At 70.9% G+C, this 17,112-nt stretch carries 20 protein-coding genes; 11 read left to right on the top strand and 9 right to left on the bottom strand.

The window, feature by feature from the left end:
• Positions 1-57: 57 nt before the first annotated feature.
• Positions 58-705, bottom strand: a complete 648-nt coding sequence (locus ABZ930_RS13075; RefSeq protein ID WP_361546034.1) for a DUF305 domain-containing protein — start codon at positions 703-705, stop codon at positions 58-60.
• 13 nt (positions 706-718) lie between these two features.
• Positions 719-1,402, bottom strand: coding sequence for a DUF3105 domain-containing protein (locus ABZ930_RS13070; protein WP_361546032.1), 684 nt, complete (start codon positions 1,400-1,402; stop codon positions 719-721).
• A gap of 320 nt (positions 1,403-1,722) precedes the next feature.
• On the opposite strand from ABZ930_RS13070, the gene ABZ930_RS13065 reads away from it, so the two are divergent.
• Positions 1,723-3,084: a glutamine synthetase family protein gene (locus tag ABZ930_RS13065; protein ID WP_361546030.1), complete on the top strand. Its 1,362-nt coding sequence runs from the start codon at positions 1,723-1,725 to the stop codon at positions 3,082-3,084.
• A gap of 127 nt (positions 3,085-3,211) precedes the next feature.
• Here the strand turns inward: ABZ930_RS13065 and ABZ930_RS13060 are convergent, their stop codons facing one another.
• On the bottom strand, positions 3,212-3,802 hold the full coding sequence (locus ABZ930_RS13060; protein WP_361546027.1) for a TetR/AcrR family transcriptional regulator: 591 nt from the start codon (positions 3,800-3,802) through the stop codon (positions 3,212-3,214).
• Between the two features lie 200 nt (positions 3,803-4,002).
• Here ABZ930_RS13060 and ABZ930_RS13055 point away from each other — a divergent pair, with 200 nt between their 5' ends.
• From ABZ930_RS13055 to ABZ930_RS13035, 5 genes are all read left to right on the top strand, one after another.
• On the top strand, positions 4,003-4,158 hold the full coding sequence (locus ABZ930_RS13055; protein ID WP_361546024.1) for a hypothetical protein: 156 nt from the start codon (positions 4,003-4,005) through the stop codon (positions 4,156-4,158).
• Entirely contained in the window at positions 4,148-4,804 is a 657-nt protein-coding gene (locus ABZ930_RS13050; RefSeq protein ID WP_361546021.1) for a CatB-related O-acetyltransferase, read from the top strand. Before ABZ930_RS13055 ends, ABZ930_RS13050 begins: the two co-directional genes overlap by 11 nt.
• 151 nt (positions 4,805-4,955) lie before the next feature.
• Entirely contained in the window at positions 4,956-5,384 is a 429-nt protein-coding gene (locus ABZ930_RS13045) for a VOC family protein (RefSeq protein ID WP_361546018.1), read from the top strand.
• Between the two features lie 7 nt (positions 5,385-5,391).
• Positions 5,392-5,667, top strand: coding sequence for an AraC family transcriptional regulator (locus ABZ930_RS13040; RefSeq protein WP_361546015.1), 276 nt, complete (start codon positions 5,392-5,394; stop codon positions 5,665-5,667).
• Positions 5,664-6,116, top strand: a complete 453-nt coding sequence (locus ABZ930_RS13035) for a hypothetical protein (RefSeq protein WP_361546013.1) — start codon at positions 5,664-5,666, stop codon at positions 6,114-6,116. The genes ABZ930_RS13040 and ABZ930_RS13035 overlap by 4 nt, the downstream gene beginning before the upstream one ends.
• Positions 6,117-6,119: 3 nt before the next feature.
• Here the strand turns inward: ABZ930_RS13035 and ABZ930_RS13030 are convergent, their stop codons facing one another.
• From ABZ930_RS13030 to ABZ930_RS13010, 5 genes are all read right to left on the bottom strand, one after another.
• Complete coding sequence (locus tag ABZ930_RS13030) at positions 6,120-6,548, bottom strand: VOC family protein (protein ID WP_361546010.1); 429 nt, start codon at positions 6,546-6,548, stop codon at positions 6,120-6,122.
• A 3-nt stretch (positions 6,549-6,551) separates the two neighbouring features.
• Positions 6,552-7,637, bottom strand: coding sequence for a TolB-like translocation protein (locus ABZ930_RS13025; RefSeq protein ID WP_361546007.1), 1,086 nt, complete (start codon positions 7,635-7,637; stop codon positions 6,552-6,554).
• On the bottom strand, positions 7,634-8,887 hold the full coding sequence (locus tag ABZ930_RS13020) for an MFS transporter (RefSeq protein ID WP_361546004.1): 1,254 nt from the start codon (positions 8,885-8,887) through the stop codon (positions 7,634-7,636). Before ABZ930_RS13020 ends, ABZ930_RS13025 begins: the two co-directional genes overlap by 4 nt.
• Before the next feature lies 1 nt (position 8,888).
• The gene (locus ABZ930_RS13015) at positions 8,889-9,788 is read right to left on the bottom strand and encodes an alkaline phosphatase family protein (protein ID WP_361546001.1); all 900 of its coding nucleotides are present in this window, start codon (positions 9,786-9,788) and stop codon (positions 8,889-8,891) included.
• Positions 9,789-9,942: 154 nt separating this feature from the next.
• Positions 9,943-10,374 (bottom strand): VOC family protein, encoded by a 432-nt coding sequence (locus ABZ930_RS13010; protein WP_361545999.1) that lies wholly within the window; start codon positions 10,372-10,374, stop codon positions 9,943-9,945.
• A 143-nt stretch (positions 10,375-10,517) separates the two neighbouring features.
• On the opposite strand from ABZ930_RS13010, the gene ABZ930_RS13005 reads away from it, so the two are divergent.
• Positions 10,518-13,517: a bifunctional [glutamine synthetase] adenylyltransferase/[glutamine synthetase]-adenylyl-L-tyrosine phosphorylase gene (locus ABZ930_RS13005; RefSeq protein WP_361545998.1), complete on the top strand. Its 3,000-nt coding sequence runs from the start codon at positions 10,518-10,520 to the stop codon at positions 13,515-13,517.
• Between the two features lie 3 nt (positions 13,518-13,520).
• Here the strand turns inward: ABZ930_RS13005 and ABZ930_RS13000 are convergent, their stop codons facing one another.
• Positions 13,521-14,525 (bottom strand): helix-turn-helix transcriptional regulator, encoded by a 1,005-nt coding sequence (locus ABZ930_RS13000; RefSeq protein WP_361545995.1) that lies wholly within the window; start codon positions 14,523-14,525, stop codon positions 13,521-13,523.
• 134 nt (positions 14,526-14,659) lie between these two features.
• Here ABZ930_RS13000 and ABZ930_RS12995 point away from each other — a divergent pair, with 134 nt between their 5' ends.
• From ABZ930_RS12995 to ABZ930_RS12980, 4 genes are all read left to right on the top strand, one after another.
• Positions 14,660-15,031: a hypothetical protein gene (locus ABZ930_RS12995; protein WP_361545992.1), complete on the top strand. Its 372-nt coding sequence runs from the start codon at positions 14,660-14,662 to the stop codon at positions 15,029-15,031.
• A gap of 92 nt (positions 15,032-15,123) precedes the next feature.
• A complete protein-coding gene (locus ABZ930_RS12990; RefSeq protein ID WP_361545989.1) occupies positions 15,124-15,309 on the top strand; it encodes a hypothetical protein in 186 nt (61 codons plus the stop codon).
• Between the two features lie 183 nt (positions 15,310-15,492).
• On the top strand, positions 15,493-15,699 hold the full coding sequence (locus ABZ930_RS12985; protein ID WP_361545986.1) for an MbtH family NRPS accessory protein: 207 nt from the start codon (positions 15,493-15,495) through the stop codon (positions 15,697-15,699).
• A gap of 101 nt (positions 15,700-15,800) precedes the next feature.
• A complete protein-coding gene (locus ABZ930_RS12980) occupies positions 15,801-17,102 on the top strand; it encodes an MFS transporter (protein WP_361545983.1) in 1,302 nt (433 codons plus the stop codon).
• Positions 17,103-17,112 lie beyond the last annotated feature (10 nt).

Here is a 17,112-nt window from a genome sequence, read left to right as displayed (position 1 = left end):
TAGATCAAGAAGCCGTCAAGTCGGATCAACTCGGGCCGAGATGAACCGATTTGGGACTCAGGGTGCCGGGGGCTCGGCGCCCCGCTCCTTCAGCATCCCCGTCATCAGATCGATCTCGGACCGCTGCGCGGCCACCATCCCGCGCGCCAGGCGCCGTTCGGCCCCCACCTCGCACCGCTCGACGCAGCCCTGGGCCATGTGCACACCGCCCTTGTGGTGGGCGATCATCAGCCGCAGGAACATCACCTCGGCGGATCTCCCGTGCGCCTTGCGCAGTTGGGCGAGCTGGGTGTCGGTCGCCATGCCCGGCATCAGCGCGCCGTCCTCACCGGCCGGCATGTCGCCCATGCCCATCCAGGCCATCGGCCCCTTCTCCGACACCTTCGGCAGCTCCCACAGGTCGAGCCAGCCGAGCATCATGCCCCGCTGGTTGGCCTGCGTCTGCGCGATGTCGTAGGCGAGCCGGCGCACCTCCACGTCGTCGGTCGCGTCGCGCACGATGTACGCCATCTCGACCGCCTGCTGGTGGTGCACGGACATGTCACGGGCGAACCCGGCGTCCGCCGACTCCGCCGCGGGCACCTTGAGGTCCTTCGGCCCGCCGTCGCCGTCGGCCACCGCGAAGCTGACGGCGCCCGCCGTGACGGCCAGCGCCGCCACGGCCGACACCAGCCATCCGGTACGGCGCCTCACCGGCTCACCCATCCCGTACGGCGCCTCACTGTCCGAGACCGCCGGTGCAGGGCGCGCCCATCTCGGGCGTCTGCTCGCCCTGCACGAACGTCGCGAAGAACTTCGCGGCCGCCGGGTCGCTCGCCGACTTCACCGTGCGCTGGTGACCCCAGGCGCTCAGCATGATCGGGTCCTTCTGGTCGGCGATCGGGCTCATCAGCATGTACGGCGTCTGCTTGACCTTCGCGGCCAGCGCCTTGACGTCCGCCTCCGGCGCCTTGTCGTTGTACGTCACCCAGACGGCGCCGTGCTCCAGGGAGTGCACCGCGTGCTCGTTCGCGAGGGGCTTTTCGTATACGTCGCCGTTGCAGTTCATCCACACCTGGTTGTGGTCCCCGCCGACCGGCGGGTTCATCGGGTAGGTGGGCTTGCCCCCGACGTGATTACGGCCGAGCTTGCCGCTCCAGGTGCCCACGCCGTCCTTGGCGTAGGTGAAGTGCCCCGCGGACTTCGCGGGCGGCTTGGCGTCGTCGGACCCCTTGTCGGAGTCCCCGCCCCTGGTCACCGCCCACGCGCCTACTCCTATCAGGGCGGCCACGACGACCGTGCTCACCGAGATGACGGCGATCCGGCCGCGCCGGGCGCGGGCGCGCTCGGCACGGCGCATCTCCTCTATGCGTTCCCTGCGGTCCGTGGCGGAGGGAGCGGAGGTGTTCTTGGCGGATCCCATGGCAAGTCCTTATGAGAAAAGGATGAGACGGGGCTGGCCCGCTGATCGTAGTGGGGAACGAGGTGCCTTGGGAGCACGCGGTACGGGCCCGCTGTCGAGCCGAGGGCGAACGGCAGGCACTATGGCCGAAGGGGGTCCAGCAGGCACTATGAGTGCGACACCGGCCGGTCAATGACGATCATGGTCGGCAACGCGCTCGAAACGGGCGTGTGGTGGGATGTGACCAGGCCCTTTTACGGTTTCTTTTCGAGGTCCCCCCGATGGCGCCCGCGGGCGTGGGAGCAGGCGGCCTGACCAGCAAGGATGGGTGGAAGCGGAAGATGGACAAGCAGCAGGAATTCGTGCTCCGTACCTTGGAGGAGCGCGACATCCGGTTCGTACGCCTGTGGTTCACGGACGTTCTCGGCTTCCTCAAATCGGTGGCCGTGGCCCCGGCCGAGCTGGAGCAGGCCTTCGACGAGGGCATCGGCTTCGACGGCTCGGCCATCGAGGGCTTCGCGCGTGTCTACGAGTCCGACATGATCGCCAAGCCGGATCCGGGCACCTTCCAGGTCCTGCCGTGGCGCGCCGAGGCCCCCGGCACCGCCCGCATGTTCTGCGACATCCTGATGCCCGACGGCTCGCCGTCCTTCGCGGACCCGCGCTACGTCCTGAAGCGCGCCCTCGCCAAGACCTCCGACCTCGGCTTCACCTTCTACACCCACCCCGAGATCGAGTTCTTCCTGCTGAAGGACAAGCCCCTCGACGGCAGCCGTCCGGTGCCGGCCGACAACTCCGGCTACTTCGACCACACCCCGCAGAACGTCGGCATGGACTTCCGCCGCCAGGCGATCACCATGCTCGAATCCATGGGCATCTCGGTCGAGTTCAGCCACCACGAGGGCGCCCCGGGCCAGCAGGAGATCGACCTCCGGTACGCCGACGCGCTCTCCACGGCGGACAACATCATGACGTTCCGCCTGGTCATGAAGCAGGTCGCGCTGGAGCAGGGGGTCAATGCGACGTTCATGCCGAAGCCCTTCTCGGAGTACCCGGGCTCGGGCATGCACACCCACCTCTCCCTCTTCGAGGGCGACCGCAACGCGTTCTACGAGTCCGGCGCCGAGTACCAGCTCTCCAAGGTCGGCCGCTCCTTCATCGCGGGCCTGCTGAAGCACGCGGCGGAGATCTCGGCCGTCACGAACCAGTGGGTCAACTCCTACAAGCGCATCTGGGGCGGCTCCGAGCGCACCGCGGGCGCCGGCGGCGAGGCCCCCTCGTACATCTGCTGGGGCCACAACAACCGCTCGGCCCTCATCCGGGTCCCGATGTACAAGCCCGGCAAGACCGGCTCGGCCCGCGTCGAGGTCCGCTCGATCGACTCCGGCGCCAACCCGTACCTCACCTACGCCGTCCTCCTGGCCGCCGGCCTCAAGGGCATCGAGGAGGGCTACGAACTCCCGCCGGGCGCCGACGACGACGTCTGGGCCCTCTCCGACGCCGAACGCCGCGCGATGGGCATCGAACCCCTCCCGCAGAACCTCGGCGAGGCCATCGCCCTGATGGAACGCTCGGAACTGGTCGCGGAGACGCTGGGCGAGCACGTGTACGACTTCTTCCTGCGCAACAAGAAGCAGGAGTGGGAGGAGTACCGCTCGGAGGTCACGGCGTTCGAGCTGCGGAAGAATCTGCCGGTGCTGTAGGCGCAGGTCAGAGCACTTCTCGCGCACTTCCCGAGAGGGCCCACGGTCGCCGACCGTGGGCCCTCTCGGCTGTCCGACCGTGGCCGGCGGTGGTTCCTCCAGCTCCGCAACGTCCGCAAGGCCATGATCAGTCGCGAGAGATGTAAGCCGCGATGAACATGTCCAGGAGTCCGTCGACGGCGGCTTCGTCGATGGGGCGGTCCGACACCAACGCTCGGTAGTAGAGGGCGCCGCACAGCACTTCGGCGGCGAAGGTGAGGTCTACGCCGGCGGTCAGTTCACCGGCGTGCTGCGCGAGGGTGATGCGGCGCAGGGTGCTGTCCTCGACGGAGGCGAGGAACCGTTCGTGGATGGTCGCCCGTAGCGCGGGGTCGGCCTGCGCTTCGGCGATCAGGGCTCGGTAGACGGGACCGATGGGCGGGGTGCTCAGCACGCCGGACGAGCGGATGAACTGTTCGCGCAGGTCGGAGCGGACGTCCCCGGTACTTCGGTAGTCCAGGTCGCTGACCCAGACGTGGCTGAGCGCATCGAGCAGGAGTGCGGGCAGGGACGTCCAGCGACGGTAGATCGTGTGCTTGCCGACGCCGGCCCGCTGGGCGATGGCCTTGACGTTCAGCCCCGCGTAGCCGACCTCGGCCGCCAGATCGAGGGTGACCTGCAGGATTTCCTCGGTCCTGACGGCTCCTCTGCGTCGTGGTGCGGCGGCGGGCTCAGTCATGCGCACCATCCTATCGGCACCCGAAGTGCCGTTGACAGCCGCCGTGCGCGATGGCATTCTCTCGGCCGTAACGGAACACAGGGTGCCGTTACGGGTTCGTGGTGGGAGAACCACTGCACCTGCCGCTCACCGACGATCACGCCCGACCGCCTTGCTTACCAGCGGCGACAGGCCCCGCAACGCCATGAGGGGAAACCATCTTGCAGATCACCGCGTCCACCGTCCCGCTCACCGTCGACGACGCGGCAGTGGACCTCGTCCTGCTCGCACGCGGCAACGAGGTGCTGCCCGCCGACCAGCGCGACCAACACGCGTCCGGCCCGATTCCCGCAAAGGACTTCGGCCTTGTCACCTGACCCGACCACCGTTCACCCGCTGCCCGCACACGACCGCGTGGTGTTCCTGAAGCCACTGGTCACCTCGCCGAACATCGACGTGGGCGAGTACACGTACTACGACGATCCGGACGGTGCCACGGACTTCGAGCACCGCAACGTCCTCTACGCCTACGGGCCTGAACGCCTGTCCATCGGCAGATACTGCGCGATCGCCGCGGGCACCACCTTCTTGATGGCCGGGGCGGAGCATCCGGCGATGGGGGTGTCGACGTACCCGTTCACCATGTTCGGCGGCCGGTGGGCAGAACAGACCCTGGACATCGTCACCGCGATGCCCAGCCGCGGCGACACGACCGTCGGCAACGACGTCTGGTTCGGCCACCGGGCGACCGTCATGCCCGGCGTGCGGATCGGCGACGGCGCCATCATCGCCGCCGGTGCGCTGGTCACCGCCGACGTTCCGCCCTACACGATCGTCGGCGGCAGCCCGGCCAGGCCGATCCGGCAGCGCTTCGACGACGCCGACATCGAACGGCTTCTGCGCGCGGCGTGGTGGGACTGGCCCGTCGGTCTGGTCACCGAGCACACCCGCACCATCATGGCCGGGACACCGGCCGACATCGAACGCGTCGCCACCGAACACGGTTTGGGGAAGCCCCTGTGACCCAGGTGTCCATCGAGGAGCCCACGAGTCACCGGCTCGACCCCGACTGCGGGCCGACCGGCATATGGACCGTCGGCCTCCGTTCGAGGGGGCTCGGATCCGGTCAGGATTCGAGAAGCGACAGGCCATCGCCGGGGCTAACTTGAGATTCATGGACCTCACCATTCATACGACCGCCCTCCCGCACGACGACCCCGACGCCTCCCTCGTCTTCTACCGGGACGTGCTCGGGTTCGAGGTGCGCAGTGATGTCGGGCAGGGGGCGATGCGGTGGATCACCGTCGGGCCGCCGAATCAGCCGGAGACCTGTATTTTGCTGGCGCCGCCCGCCGCCGACCCCGGGGTCACCGACGAGGAGCGGCGCACCATCACCGAGATGATGGCCAAGGGGACGTACGGGTGGATCATGCTGGCCACCCGCGACCTCGACGGTGTCTTCGACAAGGTGCAGGCCGCCGACGCCGAGGTGGTGCAGGAGCCGACCCGGCAGCCCTACGGCGTCCGGGACTGCGCCTTCCGCGACCCCGCCGGGAACATGGTCCGGATCCAGGAGATCGACGGCTCCGCCGGCAAGGGCTGAGGCCGCCGTGTGCCCACCCGCCTGGCGGCAGGCCCTGATCGCCGCGCAGCACCTGCGGGACCTGGCCCGGCTGCGCCGGGTCCGCGACCGCATCGACCGGGAGTGCGCCCGGCCCCTGGACGTCGAGGCGCTGGCCCGCGCGGCCGGTCTGCCCGGACGGCAGCTCAGCCGCGAGTTCACCGCGGCCTACGGCAGGTCCCCGTACGCGTACGTCACCGCGCGCCGCGCCCAGCGCGCCGCGGTTCTGAGACACCACACGACCCTGGAGGGGCAGAGAACATGAGCGCGAACACGAGCACCGGACAACAAGGGGCCTTCTCGGCGGAGGAGCGGGCCGCGATGAAGGAGCGCGCCAAGGAGGCCAAGGCCGCCCGCCCGCGTGGCGCCAAGGCCGACACCGAGGCCGACTGTCTCGCGAAGATCGCCGAGATGGAGGGCACCGACCGCGTCCTCGCCGAGGGCATCCATGCCCTGGTCAAGGCGAACGCGCCGGAGCTGATCGCCAAGACCTGGTACGGCATGCCCGCCTACGCCCAGCCGGGCAAGGGCGGCAAGCTGATCTGCTTCTTCCAGCCCGCCGCGAAGTTCAAGGCGCGCTACGCCACCCTCGGCTTCGACGGCGCCGCGGCCCTCGACGACGGGACGATGTGGCCGACCGCGTTCGCGCTCACGGAACTGACCCCCGACGCCGAGACCCGGATCGCCGCGCTCATCAAGCAGGCGGCCGGCTGACCGTCAGGACGCGGGCGTGATGGCGTCCCGCAGCGGCACCTCGGCCCGTCGGCGGTACTCCTGCACCGACCAGCCGTTGCCGTCGGGGTCGGTGAAGTGCATGAACGTACCGCCGTCGTCCGCCCCGAAGGACACCGGCTCCGACACCTCCACGCCCCGGCCGGTCAGCTCGTCCCGCGCCGCCTTGATGTCGCTCACGACCAGTTGCAGGCCGTGGTAGGTGCCGGGTACGGGGGTGCCGGTCGGGATCGGCACCCCCGCCGCCAGCACGATCGAGCACCCCGAGCCGGGCGGGGTGAGCTGCACGATCCGGGAGCCCGGCGTCAGCTCCCGGTCCACGTCGCAGTGGAAGCCGACCTTGTCGACGTAGAAGGACTTCGCCCGGTCGATGTCCGAGACGGGCAGCGGGATCACTTCGAGGGTCATCTCCATCGGTCAAAGGTATGCGGGGGAGACGCCTGCCGTCAGGAGTCTGCGCGGCGCGCCCGAACCGTCCGCCGGGACGGTGTAGAGGTCGGCGCCGTAGTCGCCGGGCAGCGCGTAGGTCAGGTGCCGGTCGTCGCTCCACACCGCCTGGTCGTCGACGCTGCGGGACTCGGCCACCGCGGTCTCGCGCATCGTGGCCAGGTCGAGGACGTACAGGTGCCAGGGCGCGTCGGCGGGCAGTCCGTCGACGCGCTTCTTGTACGCGATCCGGGTGCCGTCGGGGGAGAGCGACGGGCACTCGACGTTGCCGTGCAGGGTGGTGACCGTCCGGGTGCGCAGGTCGCCGCGGACCAGGTACGTCCTGCCGTGCGTGGCGAGCGTCGCGTAGAAGTGGCGGTCGTCGGCGGCGAAGGTGACGCCCCAGAAGTTCACGTCGGCGGCCCGGTAGGGGTGCCCGTCCTTGACGATGCGGTACGTCTCAAGTGTCGGTGTCAGCTTGCCGGTCGACGTGTCGAGGATCGCGGCACGCGTGGAGAAGTTCGTGCCCGCGTAGCTGTCGCCGCCGACGAACGCCGTCCAGGCCGCGTACCGTCCGCTCGGCGAGACCCGGGCGCGGGAGGGGATGCCGGGGACGGCGTAGTGGGCCTTCTCGTGGAGGGCTGAGTCCAGCAGCGTGGCGCGGTAGGTGTCCGCGAGGGCGCCGTGGACGGCCTGGAGGCAGATGCCGGTGCCCGAAGCGGCGTAGAAGCGCAGGCACTTGAGCCCGGTGGCGGTCGCCCGGCGCGGGCCCGAGGGCGCGTTCGCCGGCGTGGTCGCCAGCTCGTCGCGGTGCGGGCCCCAGGCCATGTTCCGGAACACCAACCGATGCTCACCCGAACGCAGTTGTACCTGTCCCGAGGTGACGGCGGGGCCGCCGGGGCGGGCCTGGTCGCGACGGTCGGCGCGGGCCGAGGCGTGCAGCACGGCGGCGGTGGCGACCGCCGCGAGGGCGAGGACCGCCGCGATCAGGACGGTGAGCTTGGTGCGGGTCGTCGTGCGGTCGGTCGTCGGGCGTTCAGCGGTCGAGCGGTCGGGCGTCGTGCCGTCGGTCGTCATGCGGTCGCTTTCGTCGGGGCCGGGCGCAGGAGGCAGACGGCGGTCACGCCGCCGATCAGCAGGACCGCCGCGCAGGACAGCGCCGTCCGGTCGCCCCACGCCGTCCAGGCCGCGCCGAACCCGAGGGAGCAGCCGAAACGGGCCGCTGCCTGCCCGGTCTGGACGACCGCGAGGCCGGAACCGCGGTGCTCCTCCGGGATGCCGGCCGAGGCCGCGGCCATCAGGACGCCGTCCGTCGCCGCGTAGAACGTGCCGTGCAGCAGCAGGATCGCGCAGGGCAAAGCGGGGCTGTGCGCGTGCGTGAGCAGCAGCGCGTACACCGCGAGCAGGGCGAGGTGTCCGCCGACGAACACCGGCCAGGCGCCGACCCGGTCCGAGAGGCGGCCCAGCGGGGCGGCCAGCAGGAGGAACGCGGCGGCGGTGCCCAGCGGGAGCAGGGCGAACCAGCGTTCCGGCACGCCCAGTTGGCGCTGGAGGACGAGGTAGACGAAGGCGTCGCTGACCGTGGCCAGGCCGAGGAGGGTCGCGCAGGCGGTGGGCCGGAGCAGCAGCTTCCAGTGGAGCCTCTTTGGCGATTGAGGAGCGGGGTCCGGGGCGGAGCCCCGTGTCCTGGGCACGAAGAGGAGCAGCACCACGACTCCGAGCACCGCCACGCAGAAGCTCACCGTGAACACGGCGTCGTACCCGTCGACCGTCCGCCGCAGGATCAGAAAGGCCACCAGCGGACCGAGCAGCGCGCCCGCGGTGTCCATCGCCCGGTGCACACCGAAGGCGCGCCCCCGAGTCTCCGGCGTGCTCGACAGGGAGATCAGCGCGTCGCGGGGCGCGGTGCGCAGGCCCTTGCCGATGCGGTCGGCGGCGAGCACCGCGCCGATCAGGGGCAGCGTCCCGGCGAGCAGCAGCAGTGGCTTGCAGAGGGCGGAGAGCCCGTAGCCGATGACCGCCACCGTCTTGTGCCGGCCGCCGCCGCTGTCCGCGAACCGGCCGCCGACCAGCCGGACCAGCGCCGAGAACCCGTTGTAGACGCCGTCGAGGAGGCCGAAGCCGAGCGGGCTCAGGCCGAGCCCGGCGACGAGGTACAGCGGCAGCACCGCCGTGACCATCTCCGACGACACGTCCGTGATGAGACTGACCGTGCCGAGCGCGAACACGGTGGAGCCCACGGCGCGCCGCCGCCCGGCCGGGGGCCGGACGGCGGGCTCCGCGGACACCGGCGCCGTACCGCTCGCGCGCGAGTCCGCTACGTACATGTCAGGACGTCCAGATGCCGGTGATGTCCTTGGCCGACGCCGCGTTGCCCGCGTGCGAGGTCAGGCCGTGCATGTCCTCCAGGGTGCGCAGCAGGTCGTAGTGGTTGTACGTCGTCGAGGACGTGGCACCCGGGGTGACCTGCTGCCCGTAGAGAACGGTGGGGATCTTGTTGCCGCTGAGGCGGTTGTCCTCGTCGAAGGTGACGACGAGGAGGCTGTTGTGGGTCTTGGCCCAGGTCGCGTACGCGCCGAGCTTGTTCTTCAGCCAGGTGTCACCGGTGGACACCGAGCAGTCGTGCATGTCGCTGCACAGGTTCGGGACGACGTACGAGACCTGGGGCAGCGTCGAGTAGTCGGTCGGGAACTGGGCGAAGGTCTTCGCCGACGAGGTCGGGACGTTGCTGAACCCGAACCAGGGGTTGTGCTTGCGGGCGTAGTCGCCGGAGGAGCAGGTGGTCGAACCCTGGCTCGGCAGCGTCTCGTTGTAGCTGCCCCACGTCTTGCCCGCGGCGATCAGCTCCGAGGCGAGGTTCGGGGCGGAGGAGAAGCCGGGCGTGTAGCAGCTGTCGTCCGTGATGCCCTGGGTGGAGCCGGAGAACATCGCGAAGTAGTTGGGCTGGCTGGGGTGCGTCTCGGCGTACGAGGCCGTCAGGTTGGCGCCGCCGGACTTCAGGCTGTTGATGTACGGCGCGCTGGAGGAGCCGATGACCTGGCTGTACGCGTGGTTCTCGAAGACCACGACGATCGTGTGGTCGGGGGTGGGCACGGTCGCCGCGGCGTGGGCGGACGAGCCGCCGCCGAGCGCGAGCCAGCTGCCCGCGGCGGCGGCCGTCAGCGCGAGGGCCGACAGGAACGCCTTGCCGCGGATGCGGACGGGAACAGTGCTGGTACTGCCGGGCACGTGGGACCTCCGATGTGGGGGAGGGGGACGGGGGGACCTGGCGGTGCGAGCAGAGCATGCACACGCCAAGTCGCCGCGGTGTCACGTGTTCCGGTGCGGCCGGGTGAAGCGTCGGTGAATCCTCGGCGCCCCCGGACCCGCTCTCGGCCTGCTCTCAGCGCTCCGCGAGCGGCGCCGGCGCCTCCTGCACCGTCCACCCGTTCCCGTCCGGGTCGCTGAAGAACAGGAAGGAGTTCCACTCCTCGCCGGGCCCGTCCTCCCAGCCGCCCGGCCCCGCGTGCCGCACCGGCGACACGTCCACGCCGCGCGCCACGAGTTCGGCGTGCGCGGCCGCGATGTCGGTGACGCACAGCTGGAGCCCGCTGAGCGAGCCGGGCTCCATGCCCCGCTGTCCGGGGGCGCCGGGCAGCCCCTGCGTCAGCGAGACGGAGCAGCGCGAGCCGGGCGGGGTCAGCTGTACGACGCGGATGCCGGGAGCCACCTCACGGTCGAGGTCCACCTTGAAGCCGACCTTGTCGGCGTAGAAGTCCTTGGCGCGGTCCACGTCCGACACGGGGAGCACGACGACTTCCAGGGTCCATTCCATGGCCTGTCCTTCCTGAGACACGCACGGGCCTACGAGGGATCGTCCCTCGGAAGGGGGGACCGCGCGGCCGCTCACGACTCATCGGACCAGCACGTTGAGCAGTAGGCTCAGCATCACTTGGTGATCGAACAGGAGGCCGGGCGATGTCGGTGCCGCAGGGGAGAAGGAGCAGCACGTTCACGCGGCTGCTGCGGCACGGATTCACCGATCCGTCCGGCGCCGAGCGACTGCTGGACGCCGAGGCACTGTCCGCGGTGCGCTCCGACCCGCTGCTCCTGGACGCGCTCGGCGCCACCGCCGACCCCGATCTCGCCCTGCTCGGCCTGGTCCGGCTCGTCGAGGCGCAGCCCGACGCGACGGCGCGCCGGGAACTCCTCGACACGCTGATCACCGCGAAGCCGCTGCGCGACCGGCTGCTCGGGGTGCTCGGCGCCTCCGAGGCGCTGGCCGACCACCTCGCCCGGCACAGCGGCGACTGGCGGGCCCTGGTCACCTACGAGCCGAGCGACCTGCACCCGGGGGTCGAGGAGTTCGAGCGCGGCCTCGCCGACGCCACCGACCCGGAGTCGCTGCGCGTCTCCTACCGGCGGTGCCTGCTGTCGCTGGCCGCCCGTGACGTGTGCGGCACCACCGACATCGTCGAGACCGCCGCCGAACTCGCCGACCTGGCGACGGCGACGCTGCGGGCGGCGCTCGCCATGGCACGGGCCGCCGCGCCCGCCGACGCCGCGCTGTGCCGGCTCGCCGTGATCGCGATGGGCAAGTGCGGCGGCCACGAGTTGAACTACGTGTCCGATGTCGACGTCATCTTCGTGGGCGAAGCCGTAGAAGGCGCTGCGGGGGCCGACGAGGGCAAGGCGGTCCAGGCCGCCACCCGGCTCGCCTCCCACATGATGCGGATCTGCTCGGACACGAACATCGAGGGCACGATCTGGCCGGTCGACGCGAACCTGCGCCCCGAGGGCCGCAACGGCCCGCTGGTGCGCACCCTCTCCTCCCACCTCGCCTACTACCAGCGCTGGGCCAAGACCTGGGAGTTCCAGGCGCTGCTCAAGGCCCGCCCGGTCGCCGGCGACCCCGAACTGGGGCAGGCGTACGTCGACGCGGTCTCCCCGATGGTGTGGGAGGTCGCCGAGCGCGAGAACTTCGTGTCCGACGCGCAGAAGATGCGCAAGCGCGTCGTCGCCAACATCCCGGTGGGCGAGGTCGAGCGCGAGCTGAAGCTGGGACCCGGCGGGCTGCGCGACGTCGAATTCGCCGTCCAGCTCCTGCAGTTGGTGCACGGCAGATCCGACGCCTCGCTGCGCAGCGGTACGACGCTCGACGCGCTGGCCGCGCTCGCCGACGGCGGCTACGTGGGCCGGGTCGACGCCGTCCAGCTCGACGACGCCTACCGTTTCCTGCGCACGCTCGAACACCGCATCCAGCTCTACAAGTTGCGCCGCACCCACCTGCTGCCCGAGGACGAGGGCGACCTGCGCCGCATCGGCCGCTCGATGGGCATGCGCACCGAACCCATCACCGACCTCAACCGCGCCTGGAAACGCCACACCTCGGTGGTCCGGCGGCTCCACGAGAAGCTGTTCTACCGCCCGCTGCTCGACGCGGTCGCCCAACTCGCCCCCGGCGAGATCCGGTTGAGCACGGAGGCGGCCCGTGAACGGCTCGTCGCCCTCGGCTACGCGGACCCCGGCTCGGCCCTGCGCCACCTGGAGGCCCTCTCCTCGGGCGTCTCCCGCAAGGCGGCCATCCAGCGCACCCTGCTGCCGGTGCTGCTCGGCTGGTTCGCGGACTCGGCGGACCCGGACGCCGGACTGCTCAACTTCCGCAAGGTCTCGGACGCGCTGGGCAAGACCCCCTGGTACCTGCGGCTGCTGCGCGACGAGGGTGCCGCCGCGGAGAACCTGGCCCGCGTGCTGTCGGCCGGCCGGCTCGCCCCCGACCTGCTGATGCGCGCCCCCGAGGCCGTCGCGCTGCTCGGCGACGCGCAGGGTCTCCAGCCGCGCCCGCACGCCCCGTTGGAGCAGGAGGTGCTCGCCGCGGTGAACCGCGCGGACGGCGGCGAGCAGGCCGTCGTCGCGGCCCGCGGGGTGCGCCGCCGCGAGCTGTTCCGCACCTGCGCCGCCGACATCATCGCCTCGTACGGCACCGAGGACACCCCGGCCGTCGCCGACCAGGGCGCCCTGGTGGACCAGGTGGGCGGCGCCGTCTCCGACCTCACGGCGGCCACCCTCGCCGGCACGCTCCGCGCGGTCGTCCGCGACGGCTGGGGCGACACGCTGCCGACCCGGTTCGCCGTCATCGCCATGGGCCGCTTCGGCGGCCACGAACTGGGCTACGGCTCCGACGCCGACGTCCTGTTCGTGCACGAGCCGCGCGAGGGCGTCCCCGACCAGGAGGCGGCCCAGGCCGCGAACAAGGTCGTCTCCGAGATGCGCCGCCTGCTCGCCCTGCCGAGCGCGGACCCGCCGCTGCTCATCGACGCCGACCTGCGCCCCGAGGGCAAGTCGGGCCCGCTCGTGCGCACCCTCAAGTCCTACGAGGCGTACTACCGCCGGTGGTCCCTGGTCTGGGAGTCGCAGGCGCTGCTGCGCGCCCAGCACGTCGCCGGTGACGAGGAGCTGGGCCGCTCCTTCATCGAGCTGATCGACCCGCTGCGCTACCCGGCCGAGGGGCTGGGCGACGACGCCGTGCGCGAGATCCGCCGCCTCAAGGCCCGGATGGAGTCCGAACGCCTGCCGCGCGGCGCCGACCCGACGCTCCACACGAAGCTGGGCCGCGGCGGTCTGTCCGACGTGGAGTGGACGGTGCAGCTCCTCCAGCTCCAGCACGGCTGGGTCGAACCCGGCCTGCGCACGACCCGCACCCGGGAGGCCCTGGCCGCGGCCTGCGCCGCCGAGCTGATCCCCGCCGAGGACGCCGCCATCCTCGACGAGGCCTGGGTCCTCGCGACCCGGGTGCGCAACGCGGTGATGCTGGTGCGGGGGCGGGCCGGTGACACGTTCCCCTCCGACGGACGTGAACTCGGCGCCGTGGGACGGTACTTGGGGTACGACCCCGGTCACGTCGGCGACATGCTGGACGACTACCGCCGCACGACACGGCGGGCGCGGGCCGTGGTCGAGGAGCGGTTCTACCAATAGGTCTCAGCGGGTGGGGGAGAGCCAGCCAAGCCGGACGGCGTTGGCGCCGGCCTCGAAGCGGCTGCGGGCTTCCAGGCGCTCCATGAGCAGCGCGGTGAGGCGGCGGGCGGTGCGCGGGGAGACGCCCAGGCGCTTCGCGATCACCTCGTCCGTCAGGCCGGTGTCGAGGAGGCGGAGTATCTCGGCCTCCTGGTTGCTCAGGTCGTGCTGGTTGACGACGGGAGCGTTGCCCAGGGGCGTCGCGGCGGCCCAGGTGCTCTCGAAAAGCGCGTGGAGGGCGGCCACGATGCCGTCGCCCTTGAGCAGTACCGCTCCGGTACGCGCGTCGGAGGTGTCCAGGGGCAGGACCACCTGGCGGCGGTCGATGATGACCATCCGAACCGGCAGGGTGGCCGCCGTGCGCACCTGCCCGCCGCGCGAACTCAGCCAGTTCACGTGCTCCAGCGTCGGGGCGTGGTTGCGGACGCTGTCGAGGTAGATCGTCCGCATGCGGATGCCCCGGTCGAGCAGGGCGGCGTTCGGCCGGCGACTGGCCTCCAGATCGGCCGCGGGGTGGGCGCCGCCGGGCGCGAAGGTGGTGATCTCCCGCTCGGCCTGCAAGGCCAGCTGGGCCAGCCGTTCCCGGATGGTGTCCACGCCGATGAGCCGCTCCGCGTCGTCACCGGCGGCGGCCGAGGCGACCGTCAGGGCCGAGCATTCGGCGATGAGCTGGGCCGCGGCGGCGCGTGAGGTCTCGATCCGGAGCTGCTGGGCGGCGAGATCGGCCTGCTGCCGGGAGAGGATCATCTCCATGGCGATCTCCGGGCTGACCGCGCGGTAGCCGCCTCCCTCCTGGAGCGACGGCCGGACCAGCGCGAGCGTGCTGAGCACGTGGAGGCTCTGGTGGACATCCTGCTCGTCCACCTCCAGACGGGAGGCCAAAGCGGCCAGGTCTTCCTGTGGATAGGCCAGCATGGACTTGTAGAGCTGTTCCGCCGTGGCGTCCAGGCCCATTGGCTCGAGCACCATTCCCCCTTGCGCTTCCCGCTACCGCTCCCGCCGAGTCGAACGCAAGTATCACCGAGGGTGCAGGTTCAGGCAATGACATAAAGCGTCCAACCCTGCCGGTTCCGGAAAGCTTTCCCGGATGGAAATTTGGACCCATGTATCTGGTTCACGCGCAACTGACGGCACGGACGGACATGCCGCTGCCCGGCGACACATCGGAAACCATTAGGGCACACGCGAAGACCGATGAATCCATCGAGTACGTGGTCGTGCATCCGACCACTCCGACGGGTCCGGTCATCGGCCTGTTCCTGCTCGCCGGTTCCGTGGAGGAGGCCGAGGTGATCGGGGCGACCGTGTGCGAGAGGGCGCTGAGGGGCCGGGCGGAGCTGAGTGGCTTTCAGCTGCTCGCCTGCGAGGCACGGCTGGTCGCCGAGTACTACGACCGGCTGGCCGGTCTCGGCCCTCCTGGACGGGTTATGCCAAGGCCGGATCATGACAGCGGGAACCCCTTCCTCGGCTTCTGAGTTCCGGACAGACTCAGGGACATCGAACGGGAGAGGCGAGGTCAAGGGGTCCTCGCCGGCACACCTCCCGGTTGACTCTGGGGGAGAGAACCATGCTTGGACCGCGCATCGCGATGTTCGTCGGCACCGCCGTCCTGGCGAGTGCCGCCACGCTCGGGGCGGCCGCGCCGGTCGTCGCCGCGGCGACGACGCACTCGCACGTCGAGGCCGCCGACCACCTGACCCGGTCGGGGACCGAGACGCTGATGTCGCAGGACGACATCACGTGGGGGCCGTGATCCTCACCCGCCCCGACGGCCGCACACCGGGCGGCTCCCGTTCCATCGGGAGAGCGGATTTCCTTTTCGGGGACCGACAAACGATCCCTCTTTCGATCGCGTGACGTCCTTCGTCTTTCTTTACGGGCCGGACGCCGTCATTCCGGGCCCCGTCAATTCCAGTTCGCCTGAGGAGAGAACCTGATGACAGACCCGTCCGCGGGTTCCCAGGACCATTGTGTCGTGGTGGTGAACGGGGAGGGCCAGCACGCAATGTGGCCGGAATTCGCCCCGCCGCCCGCCGGCTGGGACATCGTCCACGGCCCGGCCGACCGTTCGTCGTGCGCCGCCTACGTCGACGCGCACTGGACGGACATGAGGCCCCTGAGCCTGGTCGCCCTCCTGGACTGATCGGCGTTCCGCACGCGCCTCGGGGCGTGCTCGTCCATGCCCGGCCGTCGGACCGCCGACCGGCTGCGTCACTTCCTCTCCTCGAAACCGGAGGTCTGCCCGTGGAGGCAACCCGTCCGCCCGGATCCCTCTTCAAGAACAGGGCGTTCGCGCTCTTCTGGGCGAGCCAGTCCGTCTCCTTCCTGGGGACCCAGATCACCTACGTGGCACTGCCCCTCACCGCGGTCGTCGTCCTGCACGCGACGCCGATGGAGGCAGGCCTGCTGGGCGCGCTCGAGTCGCTGCCGTTCCTGCTGTTCGGTCTGTTCGTCGGCGTACTGGTGGACCGGCGGGCCCGACGGCCCATCCTGATCGGCGCGAACCTGATCCGGTTCGCCGCGCTGGCCTGCATCCCGGTGGCGTACTTCCTGGACGTCCTGACGATGCCGCAGCTGCTCGTGGTCACGTTCGTCGTGGGCGTCATGACCGTCTTCTTCGAGATCGCCTACATGTCCTACCTTCCCGGGCTCGTCGGACGAAGCCGGCTGATGGAGGCCAACGGCAGGCTGCAGGCGTCCGCCTCGACCGCCGAGGTCGCGGGGCCCGGCATCGCGGGCGGGCTCACCGCGGTGCTCAGCGCTCCCGCCGTGATCGCCGTCGACGCCGTCAGCTATCTGTTCTCCGCGCTCGTCCTCCTGCGGATGCCGGCGGACGCCGCGCCCCGGACCGACGCGGACGGGGCGGACAAGCAGTCGGTCTGGGCCTCGCTGCGCGAGGGCTTCTCCCTCGTCGGACGCAACCCACTGCTGCGCTGGTGCACGATCGCGGTCTTCTTCCTGAGCCTGTTCTTCAGCTCGGTGATGGCCGTCTACTTCCTCTTCCTGATCCGTGAGGCGGGACTCAGCTCCAGCGCGGTCGGCCTGATCGTCGCCCTCGGCAGCGTCGGTGGACTCGTCGGCGCCCTGCTGTCCGAGCGGCTGACCGCCCGGCTGGGGGTCGGCCCGACGCTGATCGCCGCCGTGGCCCTGCCCGGCCTCGGCTTCCTCCTCCTGTCCACCGTGGACGGGGACTCCCTCGGCGCCGCCGCCCTCGCCGGCGTCGCGACCTTCATCGGCTTCTTCGGCATCCCCGTGTGGGACGTGACGGTCATCAGCTTCCGGCAGGCGATCACCCCCGAGCACCTCCAGGGCCGGGTGAACGCGACCGTGCGCTCGCTCTCCTGGGGCACCCTCGCCCTCGGCTCCCTGATGGGCGGCGCCCTCGCCACCAGGCTGGGCCTGCGCGAGACGGTCGTGCTCTCGGCGATCGGCCTCTTCGTGCCCTCGCTGATCGTGCTGTTCTCCCCCGTGCGCCGGATGCGCCGGCTGGAGCAGCCGGAAGAGGAAGAGGACACCACCGAGTCGAGCCCCGTCAGCTCGCACTAGGACCACCTGG

Source organism: Streptomyces sp. NPDC046716, assembly GCF_040645755.1.
Classification (GTDB): Bacteria; Actinomycetota; Actinomycetes; order Streptomycetales; family Streptomycetaceae; genus Streptomyces.
The sequence above is the reverse complement of the archived record's forward strand: the minus strand, read 5'-3'. Positions and strand labels throughout refer to the sequence as shown.

Coding starts and splice junctions, on each gene's coding strand:
- ABZ930_RS13075 (WP_361546034.1), bottom strand. CDS start 705: ATGGGTGAGCCGGTGAGGCGCCGTACCGGATGGCTGGTGTCGGCCGTG.
- ABZ930_RS13070 (WP_361546032.1), bottom strand. CDS start 1,402: ATGGGATCCGCCAAGAACACCTCCGCTCCCTCCGCCACGGACCGCAGG.
- ABZ930_RS13065 (WP_361546030.1), top strand. CDS start 1,723: ATGGACAAGCAGCAGGAATTCGTGCTCCGTACCTTGGAGGAGCGCGAC.
- ABZ930_RS13060 (WP_361546027.1), bottom strand. CDS start 3,802: ATGACTGAGCCCGCCGCCGCACCACGACGCAGAGGAGCCGTCAGGACC.
- ABZ930_RS13045 (WP_361546018.1), top strand. CDS start 4,956: ATGGACCTCACCATTCATACGACCGCCCTCCCGCACGACGACCCCGAC.
- ABZ930_RS13035 (WP_361546013.1), top strand. CDS start 5,664: ATGAGCGCGAACACGAGCACCGGACAACAAGGGGCCTTCTCGGCGGAG.
- ABZ930_RS13030 (WP_361546010.1), bottom strand. CDS start 6,548: ATGGAGATGACCCTCGAAGTGATCCCGCTGCCCGTCTCGGACATCGAC.
- ABZ930_RS13025 (WP_361546007.1), bottom strand. CDS start 7,637: ATGACGACCGACGGCACGACGCCCGACCGCTCGACCGCTGAACGCCCG.
- ABZ930_RS13020 (WP_361546004.1), bottom strand. CDS start 8,887: ATGTACGTAGCGGACTCGCGCGCGAGCGGTACGGCGCCGGTGTCCGCG.
- ABZ930_RS13010 (WP_361545999.1), bottom strand. CDS start 10,374: ATGGAATGGACCCTGGAAGTCGTCGTGCTCCCCGTGTCGGACGTGGAC.
- ABZ930_RS13005 (WP_361545998.1), top strand. CDS start 10,518: ATGTCGGTGCCGCAGGGGAGAAGGAGCAGCACGTTCACGCGGCTGCTG.
- ABZ930_RS13000 (WP_361545995.1), bottom strand. CDS start 14,525: ATGGTGCTCGAGCCAATGGGCCTGGACGCCACGGCGGAACAGCTCTAC.
- ABZ930_RS12995 (WP_361545992.1), top strand. CDS start 14,660: ATGTATCTGGTTCACGCGCAACTGACGGCACGGACGGACATGCCGCTG.
- ABZ930_RS12990 (WP_361545989.1), top strand. CDS start 15,124: ATGCTTGGACCGCGCATCGCGATGTTCGTCGGCACCGCCGTCCTGGCG.
- ABZ930_RS12985 (WP_361545986.1), top strand. CDS start 15,493: ATGACAGACCCGTCCGCGGGTTCCCAGGACCATTGTGTCGTGGTGGTG.